Below are 13,402 nucleotides of genomic sequence, written 5' to 3' on the forward strand. Positions count from 1 at the left end.
CTAGGCAAATAGATGCTTATGATAACGACTTTTCAGCGCGCAGGCGCGCCCCAGCAAAGAGAACCCCGCATGTCCGCAGCTGCCAACGCCCCCCAAGCCCCGATCGCCCGCCAGGATGCCGGCACCGATCCCTATGCCTGGTTGCAGGCCCGGGACACCCCCGAGGTGCTGGCCTACCTGAACGCGGAAAACGCCTATCAGGAGGCGCAACTGGCCGACCAGGCCGGGTTGCGCGAGCAGCTGTTCGAAGAGATCCGTGGCCGCATTCTCGAAACCGACCTGTCGCTGGCCTCGCCCTGGGGCCCCTACCTTTACTACACCCGCACCACCGCCGGCGACGAGTACCCGCGTCATTACCGCTGCCCACGCCCGGCAGACGATTCGCCGACGGTCGATGAAAGCCGCGAAGAGCTGCTGCTGGACCCCAACCTGCTGGCCGCCGGTGGCTTCCTCAGCCTGGGCGCCTTCAACATCAGCCCCGACCACCAGCGCCTGGCCTACAGCCTGGATACCAGCGGCGACGAGGTCTACACCCTGTACGTCAAGGACCTGGCCAGCGGCGCGGTCGAACAGCTGCCGTTCGAAGACTGCGACGGCAGCATGACCTGGGCCAACGACAGCCAGACGCTGTTCTTCGCCGAACTGGACGACACCCACCGCCCGCACCGGCTGATGCGTCATCGCCTGGGCACCCAGGGGGCGGTGCAGGTGTTCGAGGAGGCCGACGGTCGCTTCTTCCTGCACTGCTACCGCGCCAGCTCCGAGCGCCAGCTGATCCTGCTGCTCAACAGCAAGACCACCAGCGAGGCCTGGGTACTGGATGCGCACACCCCGGAACAGGCGTTCACCTGCCTGGCACCACGGGTCGAAGGCCATGAGTACTACCCTGACCATGGCCAGTTGAACGGCCACTGGCACTGGTTCATCCGCAGCAACCAGCAAGGCATCAATTTCGCCCTGTTCCACGGCCCGGCCGACACCCTGCCAACCCACGAGCAGTGGCAGGTACTGGTGCCGCACCGCGACACCGTGATGCTCGAGGGGCTGACCCTGAACGCCAGCGCCCTGACCCTGAGCCTGCGCGAGGGCGGCCTGCCGATCATCGAGGTGCGCCCCCACGGCCTGCCCGCCTACCGCGTCGAGCTGCCGGATGCAGCCTACAGCCTGTACGTGCAGGACAGCCTGGAGTTCGACAGCCCACGCATCCGCCTGCGCTACGAGGCACTGAACCGCCCTGCGCAGGTACGCCAGCTGACGCTTGCCGATGGTCAGCAGCAGGTGCTCAAGCAGACCCCGGTGCTCGGCCCGTTCGACCCCGACGCCTACGTCAGCCAGCGCCTGTGGGCCACCGCCGGCGACGGCACGCAGGTACCGATCAGCCTGGTTCAGCGCCGTGAGGACCTCGGCAAGCCGGTGCCGCTGTACCTGTACGGCTACGGTGCCTACGGCGAAAGCCTGGACCCGTGGTTTTCCCATGCGCGCCTGAGCCTGCTGGAGCGCGGCGTGGCCTTCGCCATTGCCCACGTGCGCGGCGGCGGCGAACTGGGCGAGGCCTGGTACCGGGCCGGCAAGCAGGAGCACAAGCCCAACACCTTCAGCGACTTCATCGCCTGCGCCGAACACCTGATCGCCACCGGCGTGACCGATGCCGAGCACCTGGCGATCAGTGGCGGCAGTGCCGGCGGGCTGCTGATCGGCGCGGTGCTCAACCAGCGTCCCGAGCTGTTCAAGGCGGCGATTGCCGAGGTGCCGTTCGTCGACGTGCTCAACACCATGCTCGACCCCGATCTGCCGCTGACCGTCACCGAGTATGACGAGTGGGGCAACCCGCAGGAGCCCGAGGTATATGCGCGCATCAAGGCGTATGCGCCCTACGAGAACGTGAAGGCCCAGGCCTACCCTGCCCTGCTGGTGGTGGCTGGTTACAATGACAGCCGCGTGCAGTACTGGGAGGCGGCCAAGTGGGTGGCCAAGCTGCGCGTGCACAAGACCGATGACAACCTGCTGCTGCTCAAGACCGAGATGGGCGCCGGGCATGGCGGCATGAGCGGGCGCTACCAGGGGCTCAAGGACGTGGCACTGGAGTACGCGTTCGTATTTAAAGTGCTGGGCCTGGTGTAATTCAGGATTTCTGTTGTCTGAATCAGCAATTCGCCGGCAAGGCCGGCTCCTGCAAGCTATGCACTGGCCATTGCAGGAGCCGGCCTTGACGGCGAAAACCAGACACCACAAACCTCCAAGAAAAAGACCAACCGCGATGCCCGACCCGACCTCCCTGAACAACGAAATTCGCGACATGCTCATGGACTGCGGCCTGTTCGACCAACTGCTGCCGCCTGACTTTCAGACCGCTGCCGGCTACTTCAGCATCAGCACCATCGCCCAGGGCGAGGAAATCTTCCACGAAGGCGATGCCGGCACCTTCATGTGCATCATCCACGCGGGCCAGGTATCGGTACGCAAGACCGACCCCGACGAGCATCAGGTGGAGATCGCCACCCTGCGCAAGGGCCGCGCCTTTGGCGAGATGGCCGTGCTGGACGGCGAACGCCGATCGGCCAGCTGCGTGGCCGCCAGCGACTGTCAACTGCTCAACCTGGGCAAGGACTCACTGGAAAAAATGCTCAACGAAACGCCCAAGGTGGCCGCCAAGATCATCCGCGCCCTGGCCGTGGCACTGTCGCGTCGCCTGCGCATGCTCGACGGCCAGCGTCTCTCGCAGCAGGTCTAGCCCTCGCGCGGTTTGTCCTTGCCGGCATCCGGCGCAAGCCCTGGCAGCGGCTGGTCCTTCGGCGGGCTGGGCAAGGGAATCGGCGGCAACAGCGGCGCACCCGACGAGCCCTGCCCTGCACGGGGGATGGTCGACGGGGCCACCTGCGGGTAAGGGGTGGGCGTGGGCGTACCCGGTGCACCCGGTACCGGTGCGAGGGTGCGTGGCTGCAGGTCCGCAGCCTGGGCCTGGCCGAGCCAGGCAATCAACAGCAGGGCAATGCTCGCATGGCGCATGGGGCGGGCTCCTGGAGAGTGCTGCCTACAGGCTACGCGCAAGCGCTGCGGTTTGCCTGTCCGAAATGCCCGTCATGGCGCTAAACTTCACGGCATAACCGTAACAAGCCCGAGAAAGGTACAACCATGAGTTCGGCAACCTCTTCCGCCGCCGCCACCGCGCGGCTGGACCGCATCCTCGCCGATGCCAAGCGCGACAAGGAAATGGGCTACCGCGACAAGGCCCTGCGCATGTACCCCCACGTGTGCGGCCGCTGCGCCCGCGAATTCGCCGGCAAGCGCCTGAGCGAACTGACCGTGCACCACCGCGACCACAACCACGACAACAACCCCCAGGACGGTTCGAACTGGGAACTGCTGTGCCTGTACTGCCACGACAACGAGCACTCGCGCTACACCGACCAGCAGTACTTCAGCGAAGGCTCCACCGCCAGCCCAAGCATCGCCAAGGCCACCCATAACCCGTTCGCCGGGCTGGCCGGGCTGCTCAAGAAAGACTGACCCTGCGCCCCACCCGTGCCGGCAAGCCCGTATAATCGCGTCTTTTTTCTCAAGGGCCCCGGCACGTGGCGAACAAACGGTACAGCTGCATTGGTCTGTTCAACCCCAAATCAGCGGAGAACGTCGGTTCGGTGATGCGTGCGGCGGGTTGCTATGGCGTGAACTCGGTGTTCTACACCGGCAAGCGCTACGAGCGCGCCCGCGACTTCGTCACCGACACCAAGCGGGTGCACTATGACATCCCGCTGATCGGCATCGACGACCTGCAGAAGATCATCCCGCTGGGCTGCACACCGGTTGCCGTCGAACTGGTCGAGGGCGCCCGCCCGCTGCCCGAATACACTCACCCCGACCGCGCGATCTACATCTTCGGCCCTGAAGACGGCTCGCTGGATGCCGACGTGCGCGCCTGGTGCGAAGAGACCATCTACATCCCGACCAATGGCTGCATGAACCTCGCTGCCACCGTCAACGTGGTGCTCTACGACCGCATGGCCAAGGGCCTGAACACCCGCTCCGGGCCCAAATTCAAGTAATCCGCGGGAACGTCCTGGCCGCCCTGGCGGTCTGCTGACTATCCATGCCCCCACAGGAGTACGACCATGTCCCAGAACAAGACCCTGACCCTGGCCACACCGTTTCAGAGCAAGACCGAACACAACGTGCAAGGCTGGGAGCGCGCTGGCTCCCTGGCCACGGGTGTGGTGATGGTCGGCAAGGGACTGCGTCGCGGCGGTTTCTTCGGCCTGATCCAGATCGCCATCGGCGGCGTGGCGCTGGCCCGGGGCATCACCGGACACAGTTCGGCCAAGAGCCTGATCGAGCGCGGGCGCCGCGACCTGGATCAGATCCGCAGCAAGATCGAACGCACCGGTGAAGAGCTCAGCGTGCTGAAGGCCAATGCGCAAGCGGCCACCCACAGCGCCACGGTCACCGGCAACGACTCGCTCAAAAGCCCCAAGGCCTAACGCAACAGCTTGGTGTCCAGCACCTCGGAGCCACGTCCCAGCACGTTTTCACTGAGCTGGATGAACTCCGCAGTGCTGACGCTGTTGAGGCGCATCAGGCCCTGGGTCACGTCGTCCAGCGAACGCTGGTTATGCGTGTGCAGGCGGATCTCGCGGTCCAGCGCCTGCAGCAGCAACACCGCACGGGCCACCCCCGCATCGGTGATCTGCTCGCCGCGCAGCGTGGTGACCTTTTCGCCCTGCCTGGCCAACCGGGCCTGCACCGCCTGGTAGCGGTCCTCGGTGATGCCGCCGGCACGGCGCAGCAGTTCGATGCCGTAGTATTCGGCCAGCCCCTCGCCAATCCAGTCACTGCGCTCCTGGTCGTTGACCTGGGCGAACACCCGCACCAGTTCGCGCAACAACGGGCTGCTGCCGTTCTCGTTGACCAACGGGCGATTGCTGTTGAGGTAGATCGAGTGGTAGCCGGCCCGGGTGCCGCGCCACAACTGGTCGCGGGCGCCCACCAGCAGCAGCTTGGGCGGGTTGCGCGGGAACACGCTCTGCAGCTGTGGCCACACGAAGGTCAGCAGGGTCAGGGTGTCCATGCGCCGCAGGCCCTGGCCCTGGGGCCCGGCGACGGTGACCTCGGTCTCGCCCAGACGGGTGCGCCGGCTGCCCAGGTTGCCGGCGAGCATCCAGCCGGTAGGTCGGTCGAACAACCGCGAAGGGTTGTCGATGCGGAAACGCTGCTTGCCAATCCGCGGCCAGGGCGTTTCGACACTCTTCCAGTCGCCCGGCAACTCGAACACCAGGCGCGCGACCAGCTCGGTGCCGTCCTGCTGGTCGAGGCGCGCGGCAGGCACCAGGTCATCGCCCCGGAACAAGGCCCATTGCGCAGTGATGCGGCTGTCGTAGCCGGCGTTCTTCAGGGCATGGTTAAGCTGTACCCGGTAGCTCAGGCTGGACACTCCCGCCCCCGGCTGCCACAGGCCACGGCGTGCTCCGGCCTGCAACTGCCAGGCGCCATCGGCCTTGAAATCGCTGTAGACGGCTTCCTTGCCCAGGTCGAAATCCAGGCTGCGCACCGCTGCGCCGTCGGCCAGGGTCAGGCGCACCTCGGCCTGCCCGCTCTGGGGCAGCAGGCGCACGTGGTAATCCAGATCGACCTTCTTCGCCCAGGCGCCATGGCTCGCCAGCAACAGCGCAGCCCCCAGCAAACAGCGACGTATCTCCATTCACATCCCCTTGCGCCGCAGCCTCAGCCGGCGCGGAAAATCAGATAGTCTTCCCAATCGTCTTCGGCCACGCTGTCTTCACTGAGCATGCGGCCAGACCACGAAATGCGTTGCTTGTGCACCTGCTCGCGATCGCCACTGACCAGGTGATGCCAGCTGGGCAAGTCCTTGCCCTCGCTGACCAACCGATAGCCACAGGTGGGCGGCAGCCACTTGAACTGGTCGGCCTTGCCCGGGGTGAGCTGGATGCAGTCGGGTACCGAGGCAAAGCGGTTGGGGTAATCGCTGCACTGGCAGGTCTTGAGGTCGAGCAGCTTGCAGGCAATGCTGGTGTAGTAGACGCTGTTGTCGTCTTCGTCCTCGAGCTTTTGCAGGCAGCACAGGCCGCACCCATCGCAGAGCGACTCCCACTCCTGGCGATCGAGCTGATCGAGGGGCTTGCTGATCCAGAAGGGTTGGGTGGCAGGCATGGTGCGTTTTGTCCTGTTTCAATTCAAGTGCGCGCGCGTGGCGGCGCCAGTCTAGGGCGTGTGGCCGGGCTTTGCCAGACCGCTTGTCAGGGCTGGCGCCACGCAGTAGTTTGACAGGCTGTGTGTTTTCCCACCCTGTCAGGAACCCCTCCATGAGTGCCAACCCTCGCGTTGCCGACTATGCCATTGCCGAGCAGTTCATCCAGCGCTGGTCGCCCCGGGCGTTTACCGCCGAACCGATTGCCGAAGACACCCTGCTGAGCTTCTTCGAAGCGGCGCGCTGGGCCCCCTCGGCCTACAACTCGCAGCCGTGGCGCTTTCTGTTCGCGCGCCGTGACACGCCGAACTGGGAGCGCTTCCTGGGCCTGCTCAACGAATTCAACCGCAGCTGGGCCCAGCACGCCTCGGCGCTGGTGCTGGTGATTTCCAAGACCACCTTTACCGCCCCAGGCGCCAGCGAAGAAACCCCGGCGCTGTGGCACACCTTCGACACCGGCTCAGCCTGGGGCCACCTGGCGTTGCAGGCCAGCATCAGTGGCTGGCATACCCACGGCATGGCCGGGTTCGACCAGGCGCTGGCGCGCAAGGAGCTGAAGATTCCGGACGGCTATGAACTGCATGCGATGGTCGCCATCGGCAAGCTGGGCGACAAGGCCAGCCTGGCCGAGTACCTGCAGGCCCGTGAAGTGCCAAGCCCGCGCAAGCCGTTGAGCGAGCTGGCGGCCGAGGGTGATTTCAGCCTGTAGGGCTGAAGTTCGCGGCGCCCCGTTCGCCGGCAAGGCCGGCTCCTGCAGGCATCTCCTGTAGGCGCCGGCCTTGCCAACGAAGGCTGCGACGCGGTTTCAGTCAGTAGCCCCGCTCGAAATCCACCTCGCCACGCAACGCCTGCCCCGCCTCGTATGCCCGCAGATTCTCCACGAACAAACGCACCATCGCCGTCGGCGAGGTCGGCGCCGAGCTGTGCCCGGTCAGCAGCAGGCCCCAGGCGGTCCAGAACGGATGACGCTGCGGCAGCGGCTCCTGGCGGCATACATCGATCACCGCGCCCGCCAGGTGCCCCAGCTTCAGCGCCTCGACCAGGTCGGCATCGACCACCGACACCCCACGCCCGGCATTGATGAACAGCGCCTGGGGGTTGAACCTGGCGAACAGCGCGGCGTTGTACAGGTCGTGGGTGGCAGGCGTGTCAGGCAGCAGGTTGACCACATAATCCACCTCGCCCACCAACCGCCCCAGCTCATCCAGGCCGGCCACCTCGACAAACGGCGCCTGTACGCGGGCCTGGCTGGCCACGCCATACAAGGTGACACCGAAGGGCAGCAGGAACTCGGCAACCTGCTGGCCGATGTCACCGGTGCCCACGATCAGCACGCGCCGCCCTTCCAGGCTGCGCCCCAGGCGCCCGTCCCACTTGCGTTCCACCTGGCTGAGCACGCGCGCGAGCACCTCGCGCTCATGGCCGAGCATGTAGGTGAGCACGTACTCGGCCATCACCTGGCCAAAGATGCCCACCGCCCGCGTCAGGCGATAGCCACGCGGCAAGCCGTCGACCAGCAGCGGGGTGATGCCGGCCCAGGTCGACTGCACCCAGGCAGGGCCGTGGCCCTGACGCAGCAGGGTGGCCAGCAGATCGGGCTGGCCGAGCCACACCGGGCACTCTGCTGCCAGCTTCGACAGTTCGGCAGAGTCGCCGCTGGTCACTACCTCGAGGTCCGGTGCCATCTCGCGCAGCAGGCGAGCGTAAAGGGCATGATCCTGTTCAACGATCAGAACGCGCATGTTTTGGATAACCTTGGCATAAACCACGGCGCTGGCCCGCTCACTGCGCGGGCCGCGCCATGCAAGACAGAAAAAAGCTCAGACCGGATCGTTGCGCCGCAACAGCTCTTCGGGAAGATGCTCGATGTACTCGTCTTCAAGTGGCGGCATCTGCAGGTGGTAGCCCTGCTTCTCCAGATTGGCCAGCACCTGGATGATGTCTTCGCGGGCCAGTTGGCGTTCGGGGGTCAACACCAGGTCGAAGGCATGCACCGGCTTGCCAAAGGCCGGCAGCAGCCCCTCGGGCACGCGCTCCAGGCCATCGGCCTTGAGCACGTAGAGGTACATTTCATTCTTGCGCGGGCTCTTGTAGATCGAGCAGATACGTTTCATGGCTGGTCTCCGGTGCCGGCCAGGCAATCGAGCAGCGCCTGGCCCATCCGCTCGCGGCGCCAGCCGCGCAACGAATCAGGCAGTTGATAGGGCCCGTTGGGGTAGCCGCTCTTGAGCAGCGCCTCGAGGGTTTTCTTGCGCAGCATCAGTTCGGGCGCGATGCCCAGGCGCTCGCCTTCGGCCTGGCCGATGGCACGCAGCTGCTTGAGCAGCGCCGAAGCCTCGATCGGCAAGGGCTCGGGCAGGGCCGGCGGCCACTCGCTGGGCGGGACGCTGGCGGCCTTCTTGATCAGCTCGAGCAGGAACTCGCCATCCTGGCGAATGGTGCGCGGGTGCATGTCTTCGATCTTGGCCAGGGCCGACAGATTGTCGGGCTGGGTACGGGCCAGAGGCCACAGCGATTGCTCGCGCAGCACCCGGTTGCGCGGCAGGTTGCGCGCACGCGCCTCGCGTTCGCGCCAGGCGCACAGCTCGCGCAGTACCGCCAGTTGCGCACGCGACAGCTTCCAGGCCAGCTTGGCATCACGGTACAGCTCGTAGGGGTCGGTTTCGCGGCGCAGTTGGGCCACCAGCTCGGCGCCGTCTTCCAGCACCCAGGCATTCTTGTCTTCGGACAGCTGCGGGCGCAGGCGCTCGTAGACTTCGGCCAGGTGCACGGCATCTTCGGCGGCGTAGCTGACCTGGGTTTCCGACAGCGGGCGCTGCAGCCAGTCCGAACGGGTCTCGCCCTTGGGCAGCTCGATGCCGAGTACTTCCTGCACCAGTCGCGAGTAGCCCATGGAGAACCCGAGATTCAGGTAGCCGGCGGCCAGTTGGGTGTCGAACAGCGGCGCCGGCAGGCTGCCGGTCAGGCGCATCAGCACTTCGAGATCTTCGCTGCAGGCATGCAGCACCTTGGTCACGGCGCTGTCTTCGAGCAGCTCGGCCAGCGGCTGCCAGTCGCCGATCAGCAACGGATCGATCAGAAAGGCACGCTGCCCGTCGCCGACCTGGATCAAACCGGCGATGGGGTAAAACGTGTCAACCCGCATGAATTCGGTATCAAGCGCTACATAAGGCAACTGCCGCCACTGTCGGCAGTGCTCGGCCAGGCTGCGGTCGTCGCAAATCCAGTGAATATCGATGGCCACAAGGCTCTCCCACGAACAATGGCGCGCAGTATATACGGCGCAGGCCACCGCCGGGAAACCGCTCGACCGCCGTTCCCTCGCCAGCCTGCGCACGCGGTCAGTGTGTAGCGACCACCGGACGGCAACTGGCGAACATGTCCAGTTGCGGGTCGTACACCGAGGTGTGCACCCGCAGCAGGCCGAGCATCGAATGGAACAGGTTGTCCTGGCTCAGCGGCTGGTTGCGCGAGCGCTGCAGACAGTCGGTATCGACGGCATAGTCCTTGCGATAGCCATCGGAAAACCACGCCAGCATCGGTATGTGCTTCTGCTGCTCGGGAGCGAGCATGTAGGGCGTGCCGTGCAGGAACAGGTTGTACTCACCCAGCGACTCGCCATGGTCGGACAGGTACAGCATGGCGGTGTCGACCTTGTCCTGGCGGCTGCGCAGGACGTCGATCAGCGTGGCCAGCACGTGGTCGGTGTACACCAGGGTGTTGTCGTAGCCATTGATGATGCTCTGGCGGTCGCACTTGTCCAGGGCATTGCTGCGGCACACCGGGGTGAAACGCTCGTAGGCCTTGGGGTAGCGCTTGAAGTACTCCGGCCCGTGGCTGCCCATCTGGTGCAGTACCAGCACGGTGTCCTGCTGCAGGTTGTCGAGCATCGCCTCCAGCCCCTTCAACAGGATTTCGTCGTGGCATTCGCTGTCGGCGCACAGGGCCGGGTCCTTGAGGTTGCTGACATCCTCGAACGCCACGCGATCGCAGGTGCCCTTGCAGCCGGACTGGTTGTCGCGCCAGTGCACCGCGATGCCGGCACGCTGCAGCACGTCGAGCAGGCCCTCCTGGTTCCTGGCCTTGCTGGCGTCATACTGCTTGCGGGTGAAGGTGGAGAACATACAGGGTACCGACACCGCCGTTTCGGTACCGCACGAATGCACGTCGCTGAAGGCCACCAGCCCCGCCTCCTTGCTCAGCTGAGGCGTGGTATCGCGGTCGTAACCGAGCAGGCCGAAGTTCTGTGCGCGGGCGCTCTCGCCCACCACCAGCACGGTCAACGACTTGCGGGCCTGGGGCGTTACCGCCAGCGGGCGCACAGCATCTTCGCCAATGCGGCGCAACGGTACATGCGCGCTGCCTAGCTGCTCGCTGACATAGGCTACTGCGGCGCCGACATAGTTGCTGGGCACGACCATCAGGTGCAGTTCATGGTGATTGCGAAACAACGAGGAAAGCCCCTGGTAATTGAGCAATGCCACCGCGCCCAGTACTGTTGCGCTGGCCGTACCGACCACCAACTTGCTCAACAACTCGCGTGGGAAGGTGCGATAAAGAATCGGGGTTTTATATAAAAGAATACTCGGCACTACGCCCAGTAACAGGATATAGCCGGCCAACGTGAACGAGAGCAGATCACGCACTTCGGTGGCATTGGTTTCCATGGTATTGCGCAACATGCCCACATCGATCAGCACGCCGTAGCGATTCATGAAGTAGGCCACCCCCGCGCTGACAAGGAACAACCCCGCCAGCACCGGCTTGAACACGGGCCGGAAGGCCACCAGGGTCAGCACCAGGTTGAACGCGCAGAACACCAGCACGGCAAACGCCAGGCGCAGAACCAGGCCCGGGGCATCCCCCGGCACGATACTGAAAACATGCTGCCACAGCACCGCGTTGAAACCGATCAACAGGTACAGGCTGGCAATCAACGTTACCCATTCGGCACGCAGGGGCTTTAACTTGAACATGGCGCTTCGCTTCTTGAAAGTCCGGGACGATGTCATTGCAACATCAATTAAAAACAAGGCGGACTGTAGGCAGGGTGCCATCAATTTTTCGTGAAAAAGACGCCAACAAATAATTGCACTTTATTGAGCGAAGGGCAGAACACTTCTTGTTCAGCCTTTATTCAGGAACAGGGCCTTGTCGCCCTGCTCCCGAACAGCGGTCAGGCGGGCAACAGCACCTTGGCGTAGCTGTCACGGTCCATGTCGACCAGCTCGACGCTCAACTGAAGCTCGCGACCGCTCACCTCGACCACCGCATCCTTGAGCACCTCGAGCAGGCTGCCCGAGAGCTGCTTCTTGACCTCCGGGGAGCGGCCGCTGAGCAGTGACAGCCGCACACAGACAAATGCCCGCTCGACCGGGGCCACGCCCACACGAAAATGTTCGAAGGCGCGCGCGCGACTCTTGATATCCAGTTCCTGGGCGAACTGACCACTGCCGACCAGCGCGTGATTCAGGCGCAGCAGAACCTTGTCGACTTCAAGCTCGCGCAGGTTGGCGCTGTATTCCAGGTGCAGATGGGGCATGACTCGGGCGTCCGTCGGGGGAAATGATTCGACAGACTACCCCATCTGCGGGGGGCGGCAAACGCGTCTATCCTGAAGGTTCATGCCCACCAACCTATCAGCAGAGGTGAAGAGATGCCGGTCAAACACGATTTGCTTGCAGACCTGAATCTGACCAGGGAAGCCTTCGACGAAAAAAAGAAAACCGATCCGCGGCTCAGTACGTTGCACGAGAAGTACAACGCGATCGACGCCCAAGTGGTCGAGGCAGAAAGCGGCAGCGCCACGGACGATCAGGTGACGGAACTGCGCAAGAAACGGCTGCTGACCAAGGATGAGATCGTCGACCATCTCAAGGCCTAGGCGTTGTACCGCTGGCCGTGCTGGATAAATCTTGGTTGACCACAACAGTTAATATCATTTTGATATCAAATTTTTTGCCAGATAATTGGCAAGCCAAAAAAAACCCCGACACTTGGCGTGTCGGGGTTTCTTGATCAGGCCGCAATGGCCTGATCACGCCAAACTTACTGCTGCTGCGGCAGTTTGTCGATTGGACCGCAGCCACCAATAACCTTGGAGATGGAAACCGAAGGGTGGAACAGGTAATCGTACGAGCAGTTCTTTGGCTGGTTGTACACTTGGCCAGTGCAACCGGACAGCAGGGCAACACCCGAAACAACAGCGATTGCGACCGATGCCTTGATAAACTTTTTCATTCTAAATCCCTTAAATTACGATTCGCCGTCTTACTGATGGCGCGGCGATTGTAGGGAGGTCAGCACAATAAATCAAAAGATTTGTTACACCTTTCAAAGTCTTATGGAACGTTCGTGCTAGTTGCCCGGGCAGGGCCTGCGAATCGACTTCGACGGTCATTCTGATTTTCGGCTCAGATTCTCGAGCTTCACACCGGCGACACTTCGCCTGCTGCCGAGGCTTGGGTGAGCATGGCAAGGCGCAGTGCGCGCCTGATGTCTGCATTGATATCGTCGGTGTCTTCCAGCCCCACAGAGATCCGGACCAACCCGCGAGGTACGCCCATTCGCTCCAGGTCGGTGCCGCCTGCTCGGGCAAAACTACCGTAGTGATAACACAGGGATTCAATGTTCCCGAAGGTGGTACCTGTTCGTATCAATTGCAGTTGACTAACAAAGATTGTGCCCGCTTCCTGCGAAGGCAACACAATGGCAATAAGACCTGTATGCAATGACGGGTCAATGCCGTTGGCCTGTGCGCTCCTGGTCGACCATACGGCACGCCATTGCAACGTGGGAAACTCCTGATTCAACATGGCAATGACAGCAAGTGCATTGTCGGCATGCTTTTTCAATCTGAGCGCAAGTGTTCTCAAACCACGCACCGTAAGCCAGGCCGAAAACGGGTCGAGGATCAGCCCGGCACTTTCCCTGTGAGACTTCAATGCCTTGAACAGATCCGGGTCATTGGTACTTACCATCCCGCCCATTACATCACCGTGTCCATTGATATGCTTGGTGGTGGAATACAAGGTCACTGCCGCCCCCAGCGACAACGGCTTCTGGCAAAGTGGCGTTAGGGAAATCCTGAAAAAGACTTCCTGATTTGGCAAAATCCCCGGACACCAATCGCCGAGCTTTTCGATGATGAAACAAATGACCTTCGCCGATGCCGAGTACGCCGGTAAGCGCAAGCAGACCCGC

At 63.4% G+C, this 13,402-nt stretch carries 17 protein-coding genes; 7 read left to right on the top strand and 10 right to left on the bottom strand.

Annotated elements, in window-relative coordinates:
- The first annotated feature begins 69 nt into the window (after positions 1-69).
- Entirely contained in the window at positions 70-2,121 is a 2,052-nt protein-coding gene (locus tag MF6396_RS22860) for a S9 family peptidase (protein ID WP_078481641.1), read from the top strand.
- Between the two features lie 136 nt (positions 2,122-2,257).
- Complete coding sequence (locus MF6396_RS22865) at positions 2,258-2,731, top strand: cyclic nucleotide-binding domain-containing protein (RefSeq protein WP_043864197.1); 474 nt, start codon at positions 2,258-2,260, stop codon at positions 2,729-2,731.
- On the opposite strand, the gene MF6396_RS22870 is transcribed toward MF6396_RS22865, so the two are convergent.
- On the bottom strand, positions 2,728-3,006 hold the full coding sequence (locus MF6396_RS22870; RefSeq protein ID WP_043864198.1) for a hypothetical protein: 279 nt from the start codon (positions 3,004-3,006) through the stop codon (positions 2,728-2,730). The two genes, MF6396_RS22865 and MF6396_RS22870, sit on opposite strands and share 4 nt — an antisense overlap.
- 126 nt (positions 3,007-3,132) lie before the next feature.
- On the opposite strand from MF6396_RS22870, the gene MF6396_RS22875 reads away from it, so the two are divergent.
- The 3 genes from MF6396_RS22875 to MF6396_RS22885 all read left to right on the top strand — a co-directional run bounded on the left by MF6396_RS22875 (position 3,133) and on the right by MF6396_RS22885 (position 4,475).
- A complete protein-coding gene (locus MF6396_RS22875; protein ID WP_043864199.1) occupies positions 3,133-3,507 on the top strand; it encodes a YajD family HNH nuclease in 375 nt (124 codons plus the stop codon).
- Between the two features lie 65 nt (positions 3,508-3,572).
- Positions 3,573-4,043, top strand: coding sequence for an RNA methyltransferase (locus tag MF6396_RS22880; protein WP_043864200.1), 471 nt, complete (start codon positions 3,573-3,575; stop codon positions 4,041-4,043).
- A 66-nt stretch (positions 4,044-4,109) separates the two neighbouring features.
- The gene (locus tag MF6396_RS22885) at positions 4,110-4,475 is read left to right on the top strand and encodes a YgaP family membrane protein (RefSeq protein WP_043864201.1); all 366 of its coding nucleotides are present in this window, start codon (positions 4,110-4,112) and stop codon (positions 4,473-4,475) included.
- Here MF6396_RS22885 and MF6396_RS22890 read toward each other — a convergent pair.
- Positions 4,472-5,692, bottom strand: coding sequence for a hypothetical protein (locus MF6396_RS22890; protein ID WP_043864202.1), 1,221 nt, complete (start codon positions 5,690-5,692; stop codon positions 4,472-4,474). The two genes, MF6396_RS22885 and MF6396_RS22890, sit on opposite strands and share 4 nt — an antisense overlap.
- 23 nt (positions 5,693-5,715) lie before the next feature.
- Positions 5,716-6,162 carry a YcgN family cysteine cluster protein gene (locus MF6396_RS22895; RefSeq protein WP_043864203.1) on the bottom strand — a complete coding sequence of 149 codons (447 nt, stop codon included), beginning with the start codon at positions 6,160-6,162 and terminating at the stop codon, positions 5,716-5,718.
- A gap of 152 nt (positions 6,163-6,314) precedes the next feature.
- Here MF6396_RS22895 and MF6396_RS22900 point away from each other — a divergent pair, with 152 nt between their 5' ends.
- Positions 6,315-6,908 (top strand): nitroreductase family protein, encoded by a 594-nt coding sequence (locus MF6396_RS22900; RefSeq protein WP_043864204.1) that lies wholly within the window; start codon positions 6,315-6,317, stop codon positions 6,906-6,908.
- Between the two features lie 100 nt (positions 6,909-7,008).
- On the opposite strand, the gene MF6396_RS22905 is transcribed toward MF6396_RS22900, so the two are convergent.
- From MF6396_RS22905 to MF6396_RS22925, 5 genes are all read right to left on the bottom strand, one after another.
- Positions 7,009-7,941 (bottom strand): D-2-hydroxyacid dehydrogenase, encoded by a 933-nt coding sequence (locus tag MF6396_RS22905; RefSeq protein WP_043864205.1) that lies wholly within the window; start codon positions 7,939-7,941, stop codon positions 7,009-7,011.
- A 78-nt stretch (positions 7,942-8,019) separates the two neighbouring features.
- Positions 8,020-8,313: a YcgL domain-containing protein gene (locus MF6396_RS22910; RefSeq protein ID WP_078481642.1), complete on the bottom strand. Its 294-nt coding sequence runs from the start codon at positions 8,311-8,313 to the stop codon at positions 8,020-8,022.
- Complete coding sequence (rnd, locus tag MF6396_RS22915) at positions 8,310-9,443, bottom strand: ribonuclease D (protein WP_043864207.1); 1,134 nt, start codon at positions 9,441-9,443, stop codon at positions 8,310-8,312. The genes MF6396_RS22910 and rnd overlap by 4 nt, the downstream gene beginning before the upstream one ends.
- A 97-nt stretch (positions 9,444-9,540) precedes the next feature.
- Entirely contained in the window at positions 9,541-11,175 is a 1,635-nt protein-coding gene (locus tag MF6396_RS22920) for a phosphoethanolamine transferase (protein WP_078481643.1), read from the bottom strand.
- 200 nt (positions 11,176-11,375) lie between these two features.
- Positions 11,376-11,741 (bottom strand): 5-carboxymethyl-2-hydroxymuconate Delta-isomerase, encoded by a 366-nt coding sequence (locus MF6396_RS22925; protein WP_058541519.1) that lies wholly within the window; start codon positions 11,739-11,741, stop codon positions 11,376-11,378.
- A 114-nt stretch (positions 11,742-11,855) separates the two neighbouring features.
- Between MF6396_RS22925 and MF6396_RS22930 the strand changes: the two genes are divergently transcribed.
- The gene (locus MF6396_RS22930; RefSeq protein WP_043864210.1) at positions 11,856-12,083 is read left to right on the top strand and encodes a YdcH family protein; all 228 of its coding nucleotides are present in this window, start codon (positions 11,856-11,858) and stop codon (positions 12,081-12,083) included.
- 164 nt (positions 12,084-12,247) lie between these two features.
- On the opposite strand, the gene MF6396_RS22935 is transcribed toward MF6396_RS22930, so the two are convergent.
- Together MF6396_RS22935 and MF6396_RS22940 are read right to left on the bottom strand one after the other, a co-directional pair.
- Positions 12,248-12,439, bottom strand: coding sequence for a YhfL family protein (locus MF6396_RS22935; RefSeq protein ID WP_043864211.1), 192 nt, complete (start codon positions 12,437-12,439; stop codon positions 12,248-12,250).
- 188 nt (positions 12,440-12,627) lie between these two features.
- Positions 12,628-13,236: a PLP-dependent transferase gene (locus tag MF6396_RS22940; RefSeq protein WP_443217217.1), complete on the bottom strand. Its 609-nt coding sequence runs from the start codon at positions 13,234-13,236 to the stop codon at positions 12,628-12,630.
- Positions 13,237-13,402 lie beyond the last annotated feature (166 nt).

The sequence above is a fragment of the Pseudomonas sp. MF6396 genome, assembly GCF_002018915.1.
Classification (GTDB): Bacteria; Pseudomonadota; Gammaproteobacteria; order Pseudomonadales; family Pseudomonadaceae; genus Aquipseudomonas; species Aquipseudomonas palmensis.